19 protein-coding genes are annotated in these 19,691 nt (G+C 42.1%); 14 read left to right on the forward strand and 5 right to left on the reverse strand.

The window, feature by feature from the left end; translation table 11 throughout:
* The first annotated feature begins 7 nt into the window (after positions 1 to 7).
* The 7 genes from DQN58_RS06335 to rfbB all read left to right on the forward strand — a co-directional run bounded on the left by DQN58_RS06335 (position 8) and on the right by rfbB (position 6,754).
* Positions 8 to 1,201: a hypothetical protein gene (locus DQN58_RS06335; protein ID WP_006717858.1), complete on the forward strand. Its 1,194-nt coding sequence runs from the start codon at positions 8 to 10 to the stop codon at positions 1,199 to 1,201.
* Positions 1,201 to 2,082: a glycosyltransferase family 2 protein gene (locus tag DQN58_RS06340; protein ID WP_006717860.1), complete on the forward strand. Its 882-nt coding sequence runs from the start codon at positions 1,201 to 1,203 to the stop codon at positions 2,080 to 2,082. The genes DQN58_RS06335 and DQN58_RS06340 overlap by 1 nt, the downstream gene beginning before the upstream one ends.
* 96 nt (positions 2,083 to 2,178) lie before the next feature.
* Positions 2,179 to 2,982 carry a glycosyltransferase family 2 protein gene (locus DQN58_RS06345; RefSeq protein ID WP_032997842.1) on the forward strand — a complete coding sequence of 268 codons (804 nt, stop codon included), beginning with the start codon at positions 2,179 to 2,181 and terminating at the stop codon, positions 2,980 to 2,982.
* A gap of 3 nt (positions 2,983 to 2,985) precedes the next feature.
* Positions 2,986 to 4,107, forward strand: coding sequence for a lytic murein transglycosylase (locus DQN58_RS06350; protein ID WP_006717863.1), 1,122 nt, complete (start codon positions 2,986 to 2,988; stop codon positions 4,105 to 4,107).
* 20 nt (positions 4,108 to 4,127) lie between these two features.
* On the forward strand, positions 4,128 to 4,931 hold the full coding sequence (xthA, locus tag DQN58_RS06355) for an exodeoxyribonuclease III (protein ID WP_006717865.1): 804 nt from the start codon (positions 4,128 to 4,130) through the stop codon (positions 4,929 to 4,931).
* Entirely contained in the window at positions 4,931 to 5,719 is a 789-nt protein-coding gene (locus DQN58_RS06360) for a TIGR01619 family protein (RefSeq protein ID WP_006717867.1), read from the forward strand. Before xthA ends, DQN58_RS06360 begins: the two co-directional genes overlap by 1 nt.
* A gap of 6 nt (positions 5,720 to 5,725) precedes the next feature.
* Positions 5,726 to 6,754 (forward strand): dTDP-glucose 4,6-dehydratase, encoded by a 1,029-nt coding sequence (gene rfbB, locus DQN58_RS06365; RefSeq protein ID WP_006717870.1) that lies wholly within the window; start codon positions 5,726 to 5,728, stop codon positions 6,752 to 6,754.
* A 73-nt stretch (positions 6,755 to 6,827) separates the two neighbouring features.
* On the opposite strand, the gene DQN58_RS06370 is transcribed toward rfbB, so the two are convergent.
* The 4 genes from DQN58_RS06370 to DQN58_RS06385 form a co-directional block, all read right to left on the reverse strand.
* The gene (locus DQN58_RS06370; protein ID WP_006717872.1) at positions 6,828 to 7,130 is read right to left on the reverse strand and encodes an ArsR/SmtB family transcription factor; all 303 of its coding nucleotides are present in this window, start codon (positions 7,128 to 7,130) and stop codon (positions 6,828 to 6,830) included.
* Between the two features lie 113 nt (positions 7,131 to 7,243).
* Positions 7,244 to 7,774 (reverse strand): rhodanese family protein, encoded by a 531-nt coding sequence (locus tag DQN58_RS06375; protein WP_006717874.1) that lies wholly within the window; start codon positions 7,772 to 7,774, stop codon positions 7,244 to 7,246.
* Between the two features lie 73 nt (positions 7,775 to 7,847).
* On the reverse strand, positions 7,848 to 8,039 hold the full coding sequence (locus DQN58_RS06380) for a YgaP family membrane protein (protein ID WP_006717876.1): 192 nt from the start codon (positions 8,037 to 8,039) through the stop codon (positions 7,848 to 7,850).
* A gap of 248 nt (positions 8,040 to 8,287) precedes the next feature.
* The gene (locus tag DQN58_RS06385) at positions 8,288 to 8,842 is read right to left on the reverse strand and encodes an NAD(P)H nitroreductase (RefSeq protein ID WP_006717878.1); all 555 of its coding nucleotides are present in this window, start codon (positions 8,840 to 8,842) and stop codon (positions 8,288 to 8,290) included.
* Positions 8,843 to 8,977: 135 nt separating this feature from the next.
* Here DQN58_RS06385 and sppA point away from each other — a divergent pair, with 135 nt between their 5' ends.
* From sppA to dapD, 6 genes are all read left to right on the forward strand, one after another.
* Entirely contained in the window at positions 8,978 to 10,864 is a 1,887-nt protein-coding gene (gene sppA / locus DQN58_RS06390; RefSeq protein WP_006717879.1) for a signal peptide peptidase SppA, read from the forward strand.
* 40 nt (positions 10,865 to 10,904) lie between these two features.
* Positions 10,905 to 12,029 carry a bifunctional chorismate mutase/prephenate dehydrogenase gene (gene tyrA / locus DQN58_RS06395; protein WP_006717881.1) on the forward strand — a complete coding sequence of 375 codons (1,125 nt, stop codon included), beginning with the start codon at positions 10,905 to 10,907 and terminating at the stop codon, positions 12,027 to 12,029.
* 79 nt (positions 12,030 to 12,108) lie between these two features.
* Positions 12,109 to 12,732, forward strand: a complete 624-nt coding sequence (locus DQN58_RS06400; protein WP_006717883.1) for an L-threonylcarbamoyladenylate synthase — start codon at positions 12,109 to 12,111, stop codon at positions 12,730 to 12,732.
* A 44-nt stretch (positions 12,733 to 12,776) separates the two neighbouring features.
* Positions 12,777 to 13,763, forward strand: a complete 987-nt coding sequence (rluB, locus tag DQN58_RS06405) for a 23S rRNA pseudouridine(2605) synthase RluB (protein ID WP_006717885.1) — start codon at positions 12,777 to 12,779, stop codon at positions 13,761 to 13,763.
* A gap of 34 nt (positions 13,764 to 13,797) precedes the next feature.
* Positions 13,798 to 14,769: an HTH-type transcriptional regulator CysB gene (cysB, locus tag DQN58_RS06410; RefSeq protein ID WP_006717887.1), complete on the forward strand. Its 972-nt coding sequence runs from the start codon at positions 13,798 to 13,800 to the stop codon at positions 14,767 to 14,769.
* Positions 14,770 to 14,812: 43 nt separating this feature from the next.
* Positions 14,813 to 15,640 carry a 2,3,4,5-tetrahydropyridine-2,6-dicarboxylate N-succinyltransferase gene (gene dapD, locus DQN58_RS06415; protein WP_006717889.1) on the forward strand — a complete coding sequence of 276 codons (828 nt, stop codon included), beginning with the start codon at positions 14,813 to 14,815 and terminating at the stop codon, positions 15,638 to 15,640.
* Between the two features lie 72 nt (positions 15,641 to 15,712).
* Here the strand turns inward: dapD and tehB are convergent, their stop codons facing one another.
* On the reverse strand, positions 15,713 to 16,573 hold the full coding sequence (tehB, locus tag DQN58_RS06420) for an SAM-dependent methyltransferase TehB (RefSeq protein ID WP_006717892.1): 861 nt from the start codon (positions 16,571 to 16,573) through the stop codon (positions 15,713 to 15,715).
* Between the two features lie 435 nt (positions 16,574 to 17,008).
* On the opposite strand from tehB, the gene aceE reads away from it, so the two are divergent.
* Positions 17,009 to 19,666 carry a pyruvate dehydrogenase (acetyl-transferring), homodimeric type gene (gene aceE, locus DQN58_RS06425; protein WP_006717894.1) on the forward strand — a complete coding sequence of 886 codons (2,658 nt, stop codon included), beginning with the start codon at positions 17,009 to 17,011 and terminating at the stop codon, positions 19,664 to 19,666.
* Positions 19,667 to 19,691: the final 25 nt, after the last annotated feature.

Raw genomic sequence — 19,691 nt, forward strand, 5'->3', positions numbered from 1 at the left:
GAAAAAAATGACCGCACTTTTTAACCTTTTTTATCTCTACGATCCTTGGTTATTCCATATGTTACGTATGTCATGGATAGTCGGGCTGGTCGCCTTCCTGTTTTTGGCATATCGCTATTTTAAGAAACAACAGGCGCAGGGCATTGTGTTGCCGTTAGACAGTTTGGCGGTGTTGTTCGGCTTAATTGTATTTAGCCTGATTCCATTGCTTATCAACGGCACGCGAGATTTCTCCGTGATCACCATGTATGTAAAATTGCTGATTTTATTTGTGTTTGGCGTGGGGATTTATAATGCATTTTATGCCCGTCCGAACGGGCAGTTCGCCGTTGTGAAGGATTTACAAATCGGTGTACTCCTGCAATTTATATTGGGCTTGTTGGCGTTGTTTGGCGTGTCTTGGATCGTGGATTTCTTGCTTTCCACGAATGCCTTATTACCCGATCGTTTTTATGGATCCGAACAAGAGTATCGCTTATATAACGTCACCTCGGCGGCTTTTTTCCAATTGAGTTTGTTCTATTTGATGTTGTTTCATTTCTTGTTGGCGTATAACGAGAAACAGAATACCTTGCCGAGCGTGCTGATTTTTTTCATGTTATGTATCGGGCTGATTTCCGGCAGAACTTTCTTGACTATTTCCGTTATCAGCATTTTGGTGTATTTCAAAGTGCGGTATCTTCCGGCGTTAATTTCTTTTGCGTTGCTCGTATTGTTACTGGCGTATTTTTTACCGGAAAATCCGTATGTGGCGCATGCTCTTGAACCGGTGATTAATTTATTGCATGGCGAAGGCTTTGTGAGTTCTTCAACGGATACGTTGATGAAAAACCATTTGTTTATGCCAACCTTAAAGCAATTTATTCAAGGTGACGGTATGTATATGACAGGTGAATTGGTGGTTGGGCGTTATTACGGCCATACCGATTCCGGCTTTTTGCGCCAAATTCTCTACGGTGGCGTGTCTTATGCTTTGGTGTGTTTTGTCGTGACCTTCTATTTTGTGCGCAAGGTGGCGTTAAATTGGTTTGATGGTAGTTGGAAATTTACCCTTTCCACGTTGGCGATTTTGTCCCTTTGCAACGTGAAAGCCGATACCTTTGCTTTCCCGGGCATTATGTTTGTGATGTTGATGTTTTTATCGTTGTTCGGTAGCCAAGGGAAACAGCTTGTGTTGTTTAAACAAAAGGAGGCGAACTAATGTTCAGTATCATTGTTCCTTCTTATAATCGAAAAGATGAAATTCCAGTATTATTGGAAAGTTTAACCAAGCAAACCACTTATAATTTTGATGTGGTGATTGTGGATGATTGCTCGAAAGAGCCCGTTGAAGTCACACAATCTTATCCATTCTCGATTAACGTTATTCGTAATGAAACCAATCAAGGCGCTGCGGAAAGCCGCAATATCGGAGCGCGCTCTGCGCAGCAGGCATGGTTGTTGTTTTTAGATGATGATGATCGCTTTGCGCCCAATAAATGTGAGATGTTGGCGGAAGTTATTGCTGCGCACGAAGACATTAATTTTATCTACCATCCGGCCAAATGTGAAATGGTGAATGAAGGTTTTAGCTATGTGACCAACCCGATTGAGCCACAAGAGATTAGCGTTGAGCGCATTTTACTGGCGAATAAAATTGGCGGTATGCCGATGATTGGGGTGAAAAAAGATCTATTTTTAAAAATAGGCGGATTATCCACCGCACTTCGATCTTTGGAAGACTATGATTTCTTGCTGAAACTTGTGCAAGATCCAACGTTTAAAGCGTTCAAAGTAGCAGAACCATTAACTTATTGTACGTTCCATACCAAGCGTTCGAGCGTTTCTACGGATACCACCAATACGAAAAAAGCCATTGAATATATCCGTCAGCATTATGTGAAAACGGAGGCACAGGCGCGCAATTTCAATATTAATGCGAGCTACATTTTGGCGTATCCACATATCATGAATTTATCCCGTAAAGCCGCTTTTTACTATTTTGAGATTTTTAAATTAACGAAAAGTATTAAGCAGCTAGTGATTGCCTTGGTCGTTTTAATTTCCCCTAAATTGGCAATTAATTTGAAACGGTTTATGTGATGTTTGTAGGGACGGGCTTTATGCCTGTCCGATGCCAAAGTTGAATATATAAGGACAGACATAAAGTCTGTCACTACGAAAACAAAGAGAAAAGAGATGAAATTTTCAGTTTTAATGTCCTTATACGTTAAGGAAAATCCACAATATTTAAGAGAATGTTTTGAAAGCCTTGTGGCGCAAACCCATCCTGCCGATGAAATCGTCTTAGTGTTTGATGGGGCTGTGACACCGGAATTAGACGCGGTGGTCACTGAATTCGAAACAAAATTACCATTAAAGGTAGTGAAGTTGCCAAAAAACTTAGGCTTAGGCAAAGCGCTTAATGAAGGATTAAAACATTGTGCGCATGATTGGGTCTTCCGTATGGATACCGATGATATTTGTGTGCCGGAACGGTTTGAAAAGCAAGTGGCATTTATTGAACAACATCCGGAAACGATCATTTTCGGCGGACAAATCGCTGAATTTGGTGACAATGTTAACGACATCGTGGCGTATCGCAATGTGCCGACAACGGCGCAAGACATTGTGAAATTCACGCAAAAGCGTTGTCCGTTCAATCACATGACGGTGGCGTATCAAAAAAGTGCGGTCATAAATTGTGGTGGATATGAAGATCTGCAAGAAGATTATTATTTGTGGATTAAGCTCGTGGCGCAGGGCCAAAAAGTGGCGAATTTGCCGGATATTTTGGTGTACGCCCGCGTGGGCAATGGCATGGTCGGGCGTCGTCGTGGTTTAAATCAAGCCAAAGCAGAGTGGCGTTTGTTTAAATTGAAATATCGTTTAGGTATCCAAGGATTATTTTCCGGCTTGTTTACGTTTGCTTTGCGTTCCGGGGCGCGATTGTTGCCAACGTCCTTATTGAAAAGTCTTTATCATACGTTCTTGAGAAAATAGCCCATGACGTTTACCTCATTTTTAAAAACATCCGTTATTTTCACCGCACTATTTGTGGCAGGTTGTTCTTCTCATGCTCCTTCCTCTTCAAGTAGCGGAACTCATGGTATTCACGCTGTTGCGGCAGAGGCGGTTTATAGTAAGCCTCGCACATTAGAGAATTTCAATGATTATGTGAATTTCTTGAAAGGCAAAGCCGCTGCAGAAGGGGTTTCTGTGGAGGTATTGAATGCGCAAAATAACATTAACTACATCCCAAAATCCGTGGATTTGGACGATCAACAAGCAGGGCGAATTCGTAAACGCGATCCTAATGCGCCGCCGGTGATAAACCCGAATGGCACGACCAATTACTTAAATCGCGTATTAACCGAAAATAAAGTAGAGACGGCTTCTGCACGTTATTGGGAGCAACTGCCACAACTGGAAAAGGCGAGCCAAACCTTTGGCGTCCCGAAAAATTATTTGATGGCATTGTGGGGTATGGAAAGCAGTTTTGGCTATTACCAAGGCAGTTATGATGTGTTGTCCGTATTAGCCACGTTAGCGTTTGATGGGCGTCGCGAAGCGTTATTTAGTAAAGAATTTATTGCGGCAATGAAAATGCTGCAACGGGATCATATCCAACGCCACAAAATGTTGGGGTCTTGGGCGGGTGCCATGGGGCAAACCCAATTCATGCCAAGTTCCTATTTGCGTTATGCCGCGGATGGAAACGGAGACGGTGAGAAAAACATTTGGACGGAACACTATGATGTGTTTGCCTCTATCGCCAATTATTTGCATACCGAGGGCTGGAACCCGAATTTGCCTTGGGGTATTGAAGTCACGGTGAACCAGCCGATCGATATGGCATTATCCGGTATTGAAGAAGGCAAACAGCGTAGCCTGAGTGACTGGCAGAAACTGGGCGTGACGGCCAAATTTTTCACATCAGAAACACAGCAAAAACTGACCGCACTTTCTCAAACGGATCTGTGGTTGGTGAGACCGGATCGTGAATTGGGGCGTGCGTTTTTAGTGTCAAACAACTATCGCACGCTATTGCATTGGAACAAGTCGAATTATTTCGCCGTGAGTATCGGTATGTTTGCTGATAGAATTCAGCAGCGCATGGGAAACTAAAGAAAATTTAAGGAATCAACATGAAAGTCATGTCATTTAACATCAACGGATTAAGAGCAAGACCACATCAATTAGAAGAAATCATCGATAAATATCAACCGGATATCCTCGGCTTGCAAGAGATTAAAGTGGCAGATGAAGTTTTCCCTTATGAGTTGGTGGATCATCTTGGCTATCACGTCAATCATTTTGGCCAAAAAGGGCATTATGGCGTGGCTTTGTTGAGTAAACAGGCGCCATTATTGGTGAGAAAAGGTTTCCCGACCGATGATGAAGAGGCGCAAAAACGCATTATCATGATTGACTTAGACACGCCATTTGGTCAATTAACGGTGATTAACGGCTATTTCCCACAAGGTGAAAGCCGCGAACATCCAACCAAATTCCCAGCAAAACAAAAGTTCTATGCGGATTTACAACGCTATTTGGAACAAGATCACAATGCACAAAACCCGGTGATCATTATGGGCGATATGAACATCAGCCCGTCTGATTTGGACATTGGTATCGGCGAAGAAAATCGTAAACGCTGGTTGCGCACCGGTAAATGTTCCTTCTTGCCGGAAGAGCGCGAATGGTATCAACGTTTATACGCGTATGGCTTAGAAGACACTTTCCGTTATTTGAACCCGACGGTAAACGATAAATTCTCATGGTTTGATTACCGTTCCAAAGGGTTTAATGATAATCGCGGTTTACGCATTGACCATATTTTGGCAAATAAAGCGTTGGCGGCGCATTGCGTGGATAGCGGGATTGCTCTTGATATTCGTGCCATGGACAAACCATCAGATCACGCACCGATTTGGGCGGAGTTTAAATAATGCCGTTAAAAAATCCTGGACAAAATTGGCAAAATTACCGTACGTTAATTAACGGCAATATGGCTTCGTGCACCGTTAATTTAGATATTTTTGAACAATTTACCCCTGATAAATTCAACAAGATCGTGCAGGTTTCATTGCCTTACGAGGCGGATGAAAATACGATGCCGACGTTAGATGAACATCATCGGGTGGTGAAGGAATTATTCAAAATTTTGGTACAGGCTTCCGCATTGCCAGAGCTACTTTATGCCGGACATATTTTTACTGAAGGGCATTTAAAGCTTTATTTTTACTGTGATGAAACCACCGCACTTTTTGGTGTGCTTGACCAGTTTAAGGAAAACATTGAAGAGATTACAGTGCAAGAGGATCCGAATTGGGATACTTACTTTGACTTTTTATTGCCATCACCATTGGAAATGAAACTTAATGTCACAGAAGAAATTTTGGATATGTTGCAACAAAACGGCAGAGATTTAGCGGATAACTATCTTGTTGAACATACTTTCCAGTTTGCAGAAGAACAGCAAATGTTCCAGTTTATGGAGGAAGCCAATCTTCGTGATCTTTCCTATCATTCCATGAGTTACAGCAGTGCCCCGGTGATTTTTGAGGATGAAGACGACAAAGAAGGGTTTTATATCGTCAAAATAGAACAGGAAATGACGTTAGATAACGATGATATTTTCCGTTATGTGGAGCAGTTTGAACGATTGGCGGAAAAATTTTCCGGTGAGTATGTAGGCTGGGAAAGCGATACCATTAATCAGGTGAAAGCGAATTAATCCTCTATGAAAATTCTTGTGACCGGCGGTGCCGGATTTATTGGTTCAGCGTTTATTCGTCATAGTATTTATCACACGCAAGATCAGATTGTGAATTTGGATAAATTGACCTATGCCGGTAATCTCGAGGCATTACATGAAGTGGCGAATGATCCGCGTTATGCTTTTGAACTGGCCGATATTTGTGATATGCAAGCGGTTCAACGCATTTTAAAAGAACATCATCCTGATTGTGTGGTGCATTTTGCAGCTGAAAGCCACGTGGACCGTTCTATTCATGGTGCGGCGGCATTTATCCAAACCAATATTGTTGGCACCTATACGCTGTTGGAAGCTGTACGTGATTATTATCAACAACTGTCAGGCGAGAAGAAAAAGACCTTCCGTTTTTTGCATATTTCGACAGACGAAGTTTATGGTGATGTGGCAGGGACGTTAGATTTGTCTTCGGAAACTTCAGCTTATGCGCCAAGTAGCCCTTATTCAGCTTCAAAAGCTTCATCGGATCATTTGGTTCGTGCTTGGCACCGCACTTATGGACTGCCGATAATCATCACGCATTGCGCGAATAATTATGGACCTTACCAATATCCGGAAAAATTGATTCCGGTGATGATTTTAAATGCATTAAGTGGAGAGCCGTTGCCGATTTATGGCAATGGGCAGCAAATTCGGGATTGGCTATACGTTGAGGATCATGTTCAGGCGCTGTATCTTGTTCTTCAGCAAGGGCGTATTGGGGAAAGCTACAATATTAGCGCGCATTGTGAAAAAACGAATCGAGAAATTGTACAGGTACTCTGTGATATGTTGGAAGAACTTGCGCCCAACAAGCCGAAAGGAATAAGACATTATCAAGATCTTATTGTGCATACGGCTGACCGTCCGGGACATGATGTGCGTTATGCACTTGATGCCACAAAAATTCGTCAAGAATTGCATTGGCAACCACAAGCAGATTTTATCGCATCGATGCGCACCACCGTTCAATGGTATTTAACGCACCTTGATTGGTGTGCAAAAGTGCGGTCGTAAAATTCGATAAAAATGCAAGTATGGATTTTATAAAATGAAAAAACGCAGAAGTGGGTTCTGCGTTTTTTTATGTTCATTTTTCAGCGGATGAGTCACAGAAAAAGCCGTGTAATAATTTGATCATTTCAACGACTTTGGGATCGTTAATGTAATACACACGTTCCCGATGTTTGACATCACTTGCCACTAAGCCTGCTTTACGCAAAAGAGCGAGTTGGTTGGACATCGCTGCTTGTGGCATGTTCATTTTGACAGTCAATTCAGTGACGTTATATCGTTGTTCATGTAAACAGCACAAAATGGCTAAGCGATTCGGATTGGCTAACAATTTTAAGAAGTTGCTGGCTTCGTTACTTTTTTCCAATATGTCTTTCATCAGATTCTATTTCAGTCTTTACTCATTATGGGTAGGGGCGCGTATTCTACACATCTTACCCCGTGAAACCAATAACTGAATTGTTTTTTTCCGTTATTTTATGATCTAATCGACTATTTACGATTCCATGGCATCAGTGCGAGGAGTTTTGCCATCCCACAAAAACTGCTGATTCCGGCAAAAGTGAGCCCGGCACCGACAAATGCGGGTAGCCAATAAAAATAAGGTGAAACAGACCACCCCAATACTGAGCCTAGTAAAATCAAGCTTCCTGCAGAAATTTGAACTTGACGCATAATATCAATCGGTTGTGAGAGATTAACTCGTGTGGCAAGTCCGGCATTTTTCCAACCGGTTATCCCATCTTGAAGAAAATATGCTTCGCAATGATGCTCTTGTGCCAGTTGTTTGAGAAACGCTGATTGGCTACCGGTTCTTGCGCCGGATTTACAGTGGAAAATAAGGCAACTTCCTTGTTTTAGGGTTTTATCTAGACCTTGACATTGTAATTCAGAAAGGGGCTGTAACATTGCTCCTTCAATATGTTCACGTTGATATTCCTCAGGTTGGCGAATATCAATTAATAAGGCACCGGAGGCTAATCTATTTTTTGCCTCTAAGGCAGAAATGATGGAAATCGTCATAGTATTTTTATGTTTTCTTTAAAATAGAAAAACACTCGACATTTCTGCCGAGTGAAAATGATGTGTTAATGAATTATTTTTTTAATGGGCAGGTGTTGATGCCAAGTAGTGAATAAAGACCGCAGCGTGAGAATAGTCCGGTTAATAGCGGAACAACACCAATCCAGCCCCACCAACCGATAACGTTCGTTAAGGTCAAGGCAATGAGAACGATGCCTAGAACGATTCGAATAACTTTATCCATACCACCAACATTTGGGTTCATATTTGTCTCCTTAAGTTTGAATTAATAGTTAACAAAGAGTTAACATATAAAAATAGTATTATATGATGTGCTGGTTTGTCAAAACTTTTCTATATTATTTGGCATCATTTTTTATCACGACAAATAAAGGAAAGAGATTAAAACAGAGCAAATGTTCGTTTGCTGTGCTGAAAATAATGAAAAAACAGACCGCACTTTACTCATTCTATCTAAAGTGCAGTCTGTTTTTCTGATGTTTTTTAGGAGATTTACAGGGAAGAAACTACATCGTCTAAACTGAGTACTTTTTTCTCTCTTTCTAATTTTTCTTCACCGGAACCTAACATAATAAAACCGATAATTTTATCTTGCGCTTCACATCGGAAAGCGTTGCGTAGTGCCGAACCTTCTAGCCAAGGGCCGCTGATCCAAACGTTTTTAAAGCCTAACGCGTTGGCGGCAAGTTGCATTGCATAAGTGGCGCAACCGGCGCAGAGAAGTTGTTCCCATTCCGGCACTTTCTTGATGGTTGGATCTAATTTCGCGACGATACCGATAACCATCGGTGCGCGACCGGCAAGGTTTTCAGCTTTTTTCAAACGTTCTTCACCCAAATTGAGTTCATGCACCGCACTTTTTAACAAATCGCCGAAGGTGGCCATTTTTTCTTTTTTGATAACAACAAAACGGTAAGGTTGTAATTTGCCGTGATCAGGCGCCCGCAAGGCAGCTTGAAAGATTTGGTTTAATTGCTGTTCATTTGGTGCCGGTTCATTGAGTTTTTTTTGTGAACTGCGTTCAGTGAGGAGTTGTAATGCATCCATTTTCGCTTCCTTTTTATGGGGGGGAATAAAGTGCGGTGGATTATAGCACAGTTTTTAAAACAGGCTTTCTCTAGGTTTATTCAGACGTAGGTTTATGGTATTTTAAACGCCATTTTGTTGATTTTTCGAGGTTATATGAAATTTATCGTCTCTTTGGTGAAGTTTGCCTGGCGTATCCTTAATTTTATTCGTGATTTAGTCATGAATATCGTTTTCTTGATTTTTGTTTTATTGGCACTTTCCGTTTTTACCCTGATTGTTGGGGCGGATAAACAGGAAAAAGTCGTGTTAAAAGGCGATCAAGGGGCGTTGCTATTACAACTGGATGGCTATTTGGCAGATAATCGCGATGCTCAAAGCAGTTTCAAAAGCATGCTAAAAGAATTGGATAACCAACGTATTGCGCAACAATATTCGACCTTTGATGTGATTTATGCCATTGATGCAGCGGCACAGGATGACAAAGTGAAAGGCTTAGTGCTGGATCTCAATTATTTTCAAGGAGGCGATTTACCATCTCTTGAATACGTCGGTGAAGCGATTGAGAATTTCAAAGATAGCGGTAAACAAGTGATCGCTTATTCGGACAGCTACAACCAATCTCAATATTTCCTCGCCAGTTATGCCGATGAAATTTACATGAATCCTATCGGCAGTGTTTCTATTGAGGGCTTGGCACAGGAAACGCTGTATTATAAAGAAATGCTGGATAAATTAGACGTGAACCCGCACGTGTTCCGTGTGGGCACCTATAAATCAGCCGTTGAGCCATTTTTGCGTAATGATATGTCGCCTGAAGCACGGGCTAATTTACAACGCTGGTTAAACACCATGTGGGAGAATTACACGGCACAAGTGGCCATTAATCGGGACATTCCGAAAGCGCTTGTTACGCCGACGGCAAATACTTATTTAACCGAGTTGAAGGCCTTGAAAGGCGACAGTACGGCATATGCGGTAAAACGTAAATTAATTACTGATGTGTTGGATCGTTTCGATTTAAATAGAAAATTGACCGCACTTTTTGGTGAAGATAAAGAGCATCAGCCGAAAACCGTGGATTTTGAAACCTATTTAGCTTCTTTACCGGATCGTTTAATCGGCGAAACAGACAATAAAATTGCCGTGGTGAACGTCGAGGGCGCGATTGTAGACGGCGAAAGTGATGAAGAAAATGCCGGTGGCGATACGATTGCGATGTTATTACGTCAGGCGCACGATGATAAAGACGTAAAAGGCGTGGTATTGCGTGTCAATAGCCCGGGTGGCAGCGCTTTTGCTTCTGAGATCATTCGCCAAGAAGTAACGCATTTACAGAAAGCCGGTAAGCCGGTGGTGGTTTCCATGGGAGGCATGGCGGCGTCTGGCGGTTACTGGATTTCTTCCACGGCGGATTATATTGTGGCAGATAAAAACACCATTACCGGCTCTATCGGTATTTTTGCCGTGTTACCGACTTTCGAGAACACCATTAAGAAAATTGGCGTTTCTGCCGATGGCGTGAAAACTTCCGATTTGGCGTTAGGTTCTCTTTTAAGCCCGTTGTCCGCTGAATTAAATGATGTATTACAGCTGGAAATTGAACATGGTTACGATCAATTCTTAACTAAAGTGAGCGAGGGGCGTCATTTAACCAAAGCCCAAGTGGATAAGGTTGCACAAGGTCAAGTCTGGCTTGGTTCCGAAGCGTTAGCGCATAAATTGGTGGATGAGTTAGGTAATCTTGATACCGCTCTAGGAAAAGCCATGGAATTGGTGAATGAAAGACGCGCGGAGCAAGAAAAAATTGATGAAAGTCGTTTCTCTGTGGAATGGATGGTGGACGATGAGCGTACGTTGATTAAGAAAATCATGCGCGATTTCAAAGGTGAAGGTCGTCTTTGGTTACAGCGCGTGATGGCAGAAACTGTCGGATTACCAAAAGAAATGACACTGTTTAAAAAACAACTTGGTTTGTTAAATACGTTTAACGATCCGAAAGGGCAATATTTATATTGCTTAACCTGCGGTTCTGTGAAATAAAAGTGCGGTCGGTTTTTCGGGTGTTTTTAGCGGAGATAAGATGGAACAGTTAGCAGAGTTAAGAGCGCAAATTGATCAATTAGATCAAGAATTGCTACAGCTTTTGGCAAAGCGCTTGGAGGTGGTACATAAAGTCGGTGAAGTTAAACAACAACATGGCCTGCCTATTTATGTGCCGCAGCGGGAAATCGAAATGCTACAACGAAAACGTGAAGCCGCTGAGCAACTTGGGCTGTCGCCTGATTTAATTGAAGACATTTTACGCCGCATTATGCGTGAGTCTTATGTCAGTGAAAATCGTTTCGGCTTTAAAACCGTAAATCCCGCAATTCGCAAAATTGTTATTGTGGGGGGACGAGGCAAACTTGGGCGTTTGTTTGGTCGTTACTTGCAAGATTCCGGTTATCCTGTTGTGGTGTTGGAACACGAGGATTGGCCTCAGGCAGAGAGCATTTTGCAAGAGGCGGATGTCGTGATTGTTTCTGTACCTATCGCCAATACGCCTGAAGTGATTGAACGCCTTAAACCCTATCTCACCGAAAATATGTTGTTGGCGGATTTAACCTCTGTGAAACGAGTGCCGTTACAAAAAATGCTGGAAGTGCATCAAGGCGCCGTGGTTGGGTTACACCCGATGTTTGGGCCGGATATAGCCAGCATGGCAAAACAAGTGGTGGCATGTTGTGACGGGCGTTTTAGCGAACGCTATCAGTGGTTGTTACAACAAATTCAAATGTGGGGTGCCAAAATCTACCCAGTAGATGCCGCGGAACATGATCATCATATGACCTATATTCAGGCGTTGCGCCATTTTTCCACGTTTGTGTATGGCTTGTATTTGTCCCAACAGCCGGTGGAATTGGAAAAATTATTAGCATTATCTTCGCCGATTTATCGTTTGGAATTGGCAATGGTCGGACGTCTATTTGCACAGGATGCGGCATTATATGCCGATATTATTGCGGATAAACCGGAAAACTTGGCGGTGATTGAACATCTGAAAAACAGTTATGAAGTCGGCTTTGATTTTTTCAAAAACCATGATCGCCAAGGCTTTATTGATCAATTCAATCAAATTCGCGACTGGTTTGGTGATTATTCAGAACAATTTTTACAGGAAAGCCGTCAATTATTGCAGCAAGCCAGTGACGCAAGAAATGTTTAATGGCACGGCACAAAGCGTTATCCTGCAGGCGCTTAAACTGCTATAATACGCCGCAATTTTACTCGGAGAGTGAAAACATATGAGTCAATTTTTTTATATCCATTCGGAAAATCCGCAGGTGCGTTTAATCAATCAAGCGGTTGAAATTTTACGTAATGGCGGCGTGATCGTGTATCCTACCGATTCCGGCTATGCGTTGGGTTGCATGATTGGGGATAAGCATGCGATGGATCGTATCGTGCAAATTCGCCAATTACCGGAAGGGCATAATTTTACTTTGGTATGCAGTGATTTATCGGAGTTATCCAATTATTCTTTAGTGACGAATTCTGCTTATCGCTTGATTAAAAACAACACGCCGGGACGTTACACTTTTATTTTAACGGCAACCAAAGAATTACCGCGCCGTTTAATGACGTCCAAACGAAAAACCATCGGGATTCGTGTGCCGGATAATCAAATTGCCTTGGATTTATTGAAGGCATTGGGGGAGCCGATTTTATCTTGTTCTTTAATGTTGCCAAACGAAGAACATATTACCCAATCGGATCCGGAAGAAATTCGAGACCGCCTAGAGCATCAAGTGGATTTAATTATTCACGGCGGTTATTTAGGACAAGAGCCAACCACTGTGGTTGATTTAACGACAGAAACGCCGGTCATTTTGCGTGAAGGCAGTGGTTCGGTCGCTCCGTTTATTTAAACCTATTTTTGAAAAGACGCTTGGGAAAGCGACAACGAGGATTTATGAAACCCACAACACAAAAACGCGTTCAAAATCGACCGCACTTTACACAGAAAAACCAACCTGTCGTAGCGAAAAATCGTCCAACTTCAGTAAAGCCAAATGGAAAAAATGAGATGAAAACGACTTCAGCCGAAGGCGAGAAGTTACAAAAAGTATTGGCACGAGCCGGACAAGGTTCCCGTCGTGAAATCGAAAGCATTATTGCGGAAAATCGAGTAAGTGTGGACGGTAAAATCGCAACGCTAGGCGATAGAATTAACGTGAATTCTGGTGTGAAAGTGCGTATTGACGGTAATTTGATTAATCTGACACAGGCGCAGAAAGAAGTGTGTCGTGTATTGATGTATTACAAACCGGAAGGTGAGCTTTGCACCCGTCATGATCCGGAAGGGCGCGCTACCGTGTTTGATCGTTTACCGCGTTTAACCGGTGCCCGTTGGATTGCAGTTGGTCGTTTAGATATTAATACATCGGGTTTATTGTTATTCACAACAGACGGCGAATTAGCGAATCGTTTAATGCACCCAAGCCGCGAAGTCGAGCGGGAATATTCTGTTCGCGTGTTTGGTGCAGTAGATGACGCGATGTTGAATCGCTTAAAGAAAGGCGTTCAATTGGAAGACGGCCCGGCAAATTTTAAAGAGATTAAATTTGTTGGTGGGGTGGGGATGAATCAATGGTTTGATGTGACCTTAATGGAAGGACGTAATCGTGAAGTGCGTCGTTTATGGGAATCGCAAGGCATCCAAGTGAGCCGCTTGATTCGTATTCGTTATGGCAACATTAAATTGATGAAGAATTTACCACGTGGTGGCTGGCAGGAGATGGAACTGGCAGACGTGAATTATTTACGTGAATTGGTCGGTTTACCACCGGAAACCGAAACCAAATTAGACATGAATAAGCAACGACGTAAGCCAAAGACAGGGAAAATCCGTAAGGCAGTTAAACGTTATTCAGAATTAAGTAAACGTTATAAAAAATAACCGCACTTTACGGTTGTCATTAAAAGGAGAATTTATGAAATTTCAACAGCTTCGCTATATTGTTGAAGTCGCTAATCAAAATATGAATATCACGGAAGCTGCGCATGTGCTATTCACATCGCAACCGGGGATTAGTAAACAGGTACGCTTATTAGAAAATGAGCTAGGCGTAGAGATTTTTGAGCGTAATGGTAAGCACATCAAAGGATTAACGCCGCCCGGGAAAAAAATTGTGGCGATCTCTCGTGAGATTATGATGAAAATGCAAGGCATTCGTTCTGTTGCTGATGAATATACCAAGCCAGAACAAGGTGTATTGCGTATTGCAACGACAAATACGCAGGCGCGTTATATGTTGCCGGCGGTTGTAGAAAAATTTTCTCAGCGTTATCCCAACGTAAGTTTGCATATTCATCAAGGTTCACCTACACAAATTTATGATGCATTGATGTCTGATGAAGTGGATTTGGCCATTACTACCGAAGCGCAATATCTCTTTGATGATGTGGTCTTGTTGCCGTGTTACTTCTGGAATCGTTCGGTGATTGTGAAGCCCGATCATCCTTTAGCTCAATGCGAACATCTTACTATTGAAGAGTTAGGGAAATATCCTTTAATTACCTATACCTTCGGTTTTACCGGTGCGTCTGATTTGGATTATGCTTTTAATAGTGCGGGTATTTTGCCAAACATTGTGTTTACTGCAACGGATGCGGATATTATCAAAACCTATGTACGCATGGGGTTGGGCGTAGGAATTATGGCTTCTATGGCACATACATCGGCAGATAAGGATTTAGTGGCTATCAAAGCAGATCATTTATTCCGTCCAAGCATGACGCAAATTGCATTTAAAAATGGTGCATTCTTACGAAATTATATGTATGACTTTATTAATTATTTTTCACCGCACTTGACTCGAACCAATGTTGAAAAAGCTGAGGCGTTGCATGACAACAGCGACGTGAAAAAGTTATTTAGTAATGTCACGTTAGAAGTATTGTAATCTTAACGCATTTATTTTTATTAACACTGATATAGGAAGCAAGATGTCCAATTTACAACAAATTATTGAAAACGCCTTTGAAAAACGCGCGGAAATCACACCGAAAACCGTTGATGCACAAACTCGTGCCGCCATTGAAGAAGTGATTGAAGGCTTAGACTGCGGTAAATACCGTGTTGCAGAAAAGATTGATGGCGAATGGGTGACTCACCAATGGTTAAAGAAAGCGGTATTGCTTTCTTTCCGCATCAATGAAAATCAAATTATTGATGGTGCAGAAACCAAATACTACGACAAAGTCGCTTTAAAATTTGCTGATTACACGGAAGAACGTTTTCAACAAGAAGGGTTCCGTGTAGTGCCTTCTGCTACCGTGCGTAAAGGGGCATACATTGCTAAAAATACAGTGTTAATGCCATCTTATGTGAATATTGGTGCGTATGTGGGCGAAGGATCGATGGTGGATACTTGGGCAACAGTCGGCTCTTGCGCACAAATCGGTAAAAACGTGCACTTATCCGGTGGCGTAGGGATCGGTGGCGTGTTAGAACCATTACAAGCCAACCCAACCATTATCGGCGATAACTGCTTTATCGGCGCGCGTTCTGAAGTGGTAGAAGGGGTGATTGTTGAAGATGGTTGTGTGATCTCCATGGGCGTATTTATTGGTCAATCTACCAAAATTTATGATCGTGAAACGGGCGAAATTCATTATGGTCGCGTACCGGCTGGTTCAGTCGTTGTTTCCGGTAGTCTTCCGTCAAAATGCGGTAAATACAGTCTTTACTGTGCTGTTATCGTGAAAAAAGTGGATGCTAAAACGCTAGGAAAAGTGGGTATCAACGAGTTATTACGTTCCATTGAAGAATAATTAAAAATGCAATAAAAAAAGACCGCACTTTATATCGCAAAGTGCGGTCTTTTTCTTTTCTAAATCGGCAAACTATTTTTTTCTTGCCAACATGGTTACAAATTTCATTTTATAGCGATTGCCGTTTTCATCGGTTTTGTGCAGTTCACCCATGTTTTCGTTGTATTCTAAGAATTCCCAATCTTTGTAGTATTCTTTCAATTCATTTTCACCAAAGGTGAAAGAGAATGGTACCGGGCAAGGCACTTCCGGTGTGGACATGGCGGCCACGATTAAATTGTAGCCCCCCGGATTGGTGTGGTTTTGCATGTTTTCAAGAATTGCCGGTACGCGGGTACGATCGAGGAACATAAAGACCACAGTCGACAAAATAAAATCATAGTTTTCTTGAATGTTTGCATCGTTGATATTGTAAAGTGCGGTCTGAATTTTCAGATTTTCTTTCTCTTTAGTCTCGTTTAAAAATTGGAGACTGTTTTCATTGTGATCCCAAGAAGTTACATCATAGCCGAGTAAACTCAAATAGAGGGAGTTACGCCCTTGTCCACACCCTAAATCTAACACCTTACATGGTTTGATAATTTTAGCCGCATTGACCACATCGCCGTGAGTAGCGGTCATATTGTATTTTTTGCTGAAGTAGTCTTCCTTGGTGCAATAAAATTCAAGGAAACATTCCAAATCATCGGAAAGGGCTTCAACACGATGCCAAAGTTGAGGTTCAACAAAAGGTGTTTCATCTTGTGGGGTGAAAATGTGTTCGCTCACAATATCACCATTTTCCGTTAACACATAAAATTTGAGTTTGCCCTTTAAGACGGTGAGTTTTCCCCAAGTGCCGACTTTGGTGTTGTGCTTTTCTTGAAACATTTTTGGCAAGCTGTCTTTGGTCCAAACCGGCATTTTTTTGTAACAAATAAGTTCGTTTTGCATTTTTTATCTCCAAATTTTTATGCGATATAAATAGTTGAGTTTAATGGTAGGTTAATTAGGCGAAATACGCAATATTTAATTCTTTTTTTCAATGGCTAATATGTGATGACGATCACCTATTTTAGAAAGAGCGGTCGCTTTTTTAGGCGTTTTCTTTGGTGTGGCAGATTGTTGCGTAAATTTATGTATAAATGGTTATTTAAAAGAGCTCGGCGATAAGATATTTTCCGCTGCAGAGATAAAAATCACTATCATTCTTTCAAAAAATCTAATAAGATTTACATTATTTGTTAAAAATTTGTAATGTGTGTTTTTTGTACAGTTTACATAGTGGTTTTGACAAATTAAACCATTTTTAGTTATCAATTCGTTGTTTAATTGCTACCAAAAGTAGCGTTAAATGTACTTCTAACTTAACAAAATAAGGAAAAAACTATGTCAGAATTGTTAAAAAATGACGTAGATCCGATCGAGACTAACGATTGGTTGGCAGCAATTGATTCGTTAATTCGTGAGGAAGGCATTGAGCGCGCTCAGTTCATTATCGATCAAGTTATGCAACAAGCTCGCGCCGGTGGCGTTTCTTTACCTAGTGGGATCACAACCGATTATGTGAATACCATTCCAGTTTCCGAGCAACCGGCTTATCCGGGCAATTTAGAGATTGAACGTCGCATTCGTTCTTATGTTCGTTGGAATGCCGTGATGATGGTATTACGCGGACAGAAAAAAGACCTTGATTTAGGTGGCCACTTATCCACTTTCCAATCTGCGGCAACCATGTATGAAGTCGGTTTTAACCATTTCTTCAAAGCGGCAACAGAGAAAAACGGTGGTGACTTAGTCTTCTTCCAAGGCCACGCGGCGCCGGGGATGTATGCTCGTGCTTTCCTAGAAGGACGTTTAACGGAAGAGCAATTAGACAACTTCCGTCAAGAAGTGCATGGCAAAGGTTTGTCTTCTTACCCTCACCCCAAATTAATGCCTGATTTCTGGCAATTCTCTACCGTTTCTATGGGGTTAGGCCCGGTGAACGCCATTTATCAAGCCCGTTTCTTAAAATACTTACACAATCGTGGTTTGAAAGATACGGCTGATCAAAAAGTGTATGCCTTCTTAGGCGATGGCGAGATGGATGAAATTGAATCTAAAGGTGCATTAACTTTCGCCGCTCGTGAACATTTAGATAACTTAATTTTCGTCATTTCCTGTAACTTACAACGCTTAGACGGTCCGGTAAACGGTAACGGTAAAATCGTTCAAGAATTAGAAGGTTTATTCGTGGGCGCCGGTTGGGAAGTAATCAAAGTTATGTGGGGTAGTCGTTGGGATAAATTATTTGCCAAAGACACCACAGGTAAACTCACCCAATTAATGATGGAAGTGGTTGATGGTGACTACTTAACATTCAAATCTAAAGACGGTGCTTACGTACGTGAACACTTCTTCGGTCGTTACCCGGAAACCGCGGCATTAGTTGCTGATATGACTGACGATGAAATTTGGGCGTTACAACGTGGCGGTCATGATCCGCTTAAAGTATTTGCCGCATTCAAGAAAGCACAAAATGCCGGTAAACCGGTTGTTATCTTAGTGCAATCTGTGAAAGGCTATAAAATTGCTGAAGCAGAAAGTAAAAACACCGCACACCAATCCAAAAAAATGTCTGCTGACAGTATCAAAGCTTACCGCGATTACTTCCACATTCCGGTGAAAGATGAAGATTTGGAAAGCTTGCCGTATGTCACCTTCCCAGAAGGTTCCGAAGAGTACAAATACTTGCATGAATATCGTAAAGCATTGCAAGGTTATGTGCCTGCACGTCAACCGAAATTTACCGTGGACTTCAAAGCACCTGAGCTTTCAGAATTCTCTGCGTTGTTAGAAGCGCAACCACGTCCGATTTCAACCACAATGGCATTCGTTCGTTTCTTAAATACGTTGTTAAAAGACAAAAATGTGGGTCAACACATTGTGCCAATCGTGGCAGACGAAGCGCGTACTTTCGGTATGGAAGGCTTATTCCGTCAAATCGGTATTTACAACCCACATGGTCAAAATTATGTCCCATCCGACCGCGATTTAGTGGCTTACTACCGTGAGGCGAAAGATGGTCAAGTCTTACAAGAAGGGATCAACGAATTAGGTGCAACCTCTTCTTGGTTAGCTGCAGCAACGTCTTATTCTGTGAGCAATATGCCGATGATCCCATTCTTCATTTACTACTCCATGTTCGGTTTCCAACGTGTGGGTGACTTAATGTGGGCAGCCGGTGACCAATTGGCTCGTGGTTTCATGATTGGTGGTACGTCAGGCCGTACAACATTAAATGGTGAAGGTTTACAACACGAAGATGGTCACAGCCACATTCAATCTTTAACGATTCCGAACTGTGTCTCTTATGACCCGGCATTTGCTTATGAAGTAGCGGTTATCATGCAAGACGGTATTAACCGTATGTATGGTGAAAAACAAGAAGATGTGTTCTATTACATCACCACTTTAAACGAAATTTACGATCAACCTGCAATGCCTGAAGGCTCAGAAGAAGGTATTCGTAAAGGTCTTTATAAATTTGAACGCGTACAAGGAAAAGGTAAAGGCGAAGTGCAATTACTTGGTTCCGGTGCGATCTTGCGTCATGTACGTGAAGCTGCTCAAATCTTGGCTAACGACTACGGCATCAGCTCTGATGTTTATAGTGCGCCGTCCTTCACTGAAGCTGCTCGCGAAGGGGCGGATGCGGTTCGTTGGAATATGTTACATCCAACCGAAACACCACGTGTGCCATACGTTGCTCAAGTGATGAACGACAAGCCTACCGTTGCAGCAACCGACTACATGAAGCTTTTTGCTGAGCAAATCCGCGCTTATGTACCGGCTAAACATTATCATGTGTTGGGTACGGATGGTTTCGGTCGTTCCGATAGCCGTGCGAACTTGCGTGACCACTTTGAAGTAGATGCACACCACGTTGTGGTTGCCGCATTACATGTGTTGGCACAAGAAGGCATAGTTGACAAGAAAGTGGTTGCCGAAGCAATCGCAAAATACGGTATCGATCCTGAAAGATTGAATCCGTTATACGCATAAAAAATAACGAAAAAAACGACCGCAC

The organism is Aggregatibacter segnis ATCC 33393 (assembly GCF_900476035.1).
Lineage (GTDB): Bacteria > Pseudomonadota > Gammaproteobacteria > Enterobacterales > Pasteurellaceae > Aggregatibacter > Aggregatibacter segnis.

What these genes read in the sequence shown, in the direction of transcription:
- dapD (WP_006717889.1), top strand. Translation starts at nt 14,813, where the DNA reads ATGTCCAATTTACAACAAATTATTGAAAACGCCTTTGAAAAACGCGCG.
- xthA (WP_006717865.1), top strand. Translation starts at nt 4,128, where the DNA reads ATGAAAGTCATGTCATTTAACATCAACGGATTAAGAGCAAGACCACAT.
- rfbB (WP_006717870.1), top strand. Translation starts at nt 5,726, where the DNA reads ATGAAAATTCTTGTGACCGGCGGTGCCGGATTTATTGGTTCAGCGTTT.
- DQN58_RS06335 (WP_006717858.1), top strand. Translation starts at nt 8, where the DNA reads ATGACCGCACTTTTTAACCTTTTTTATCTCTACGATCCTTGGTTATTC.
- cysB (WP_006717887.1), top strand. Translation starts at nt 13,798, where the DNA reads ATGAAATTTCAACAGCTTCGCTATATTGTTGAAGTCGCTAATCAAAAT.
- sppA (WP_006717879.1), top strand. Translation starts at nt 8,978, where the DNA reads ATGAAATTTATCGTCTCTTTGGTGAAGTTTGCCTGGCGTATCCTTAAT.
- DQN58_RS06340 (WP_006717860.1), top strand. Translation starts at nt 1,201, where the DNA reads ATGTTCAGTATCATTGTTCCTTCTTATAATCGAAAAGATGAAATTCCA.
- DQN58_RS06385 (WP_006717878.1), bottom strand. Translation starts at nt 8,842, where the DNA reads ATGGATGCATTACAACTCCTCACTGAACGCAGTTCACAAAAAAAACTC.
- DQN58_RS06375 (WP_006717874.1), bottom strand. Translation starts at nt 7,774, where the DNA reads ATGACGATTTCCATCATTTCTGCCTTAGAGGCAAAAAATAGATTAGCC.
- tehB (WP_006717892.1), bottom strand. Translation starts at nt 16,573, where the DNA reads ATGCAAAACGAACTTATTTGTTACAAAAAAATGCCGGTTTGGACCAAA.
- DQN58_RS06400 (WP_006717883.1), top strand. Translation starts at nt 12,109, where the DNA reads ATGAGTCAATTTTTTTATATCCATTCGGAAAATCCGCAGGTGCGTTTA.
- aceE (WP_006717894.1), top strand. Translation starts at nt 17,009, where the DNA reads ATGTCAGAATTGTTAAAAAATGACGTAGATCCGATCGAGACTAACGAT.
- DQN58_RS06380 (WP_006717876.1), bottom strand. Translation starts at nt 8,039, where the DNA reads ATGAACCCAAATGTTGGTGGTATGGATAAAGTTATTCGAATCGTTCTA.
- tyrA (WP_006717881.1), top strand. Translation starts at nt 10,905, where the DNA reads ATGGAACAGTTAGCAGAGTTAAGAGCGCAAATTGATCAATTAGATCAA.
- rluB (WP_006717885.1), top strand. Translation starts at nt 12,777, where the DNA reads ATGAAACCCACAACACAAAAACGCGTTCAAAATCGACCGCACTTTACA.
- DQN58_RS06370 (WP_006717872.1), bottom strand. Translation starts at nt 7,130, where the DNA reads ATGAAAGACATATTGGAAAAAAGTAACGAAGCCAGCAACTTCTTAAAA.
- DQN58_RS06350 (WP_006717863.1), top strand. Translation starts at nt 2,986, where the DNA reads ATGACGTTTACCTCATTTTTAAAAACATCCGTTATTTTCACCGCACTA.
- DQN58_RS06345 (WP_032997842.1), top strand. Translation starts at nt 2,179, where the DNA reads ATGAAATTTTCAGTTTTAATGTCCTTATACGTTAAGGAAAATCCACAA.
- DQN58_RS06360 (WP_006717867.1), top strand. Translation starts at nt 4,931, where the DNA reads ATGCCGTTAAAAAATCCTGGACAAAATTGGCAAAATTACCGTACGTTA.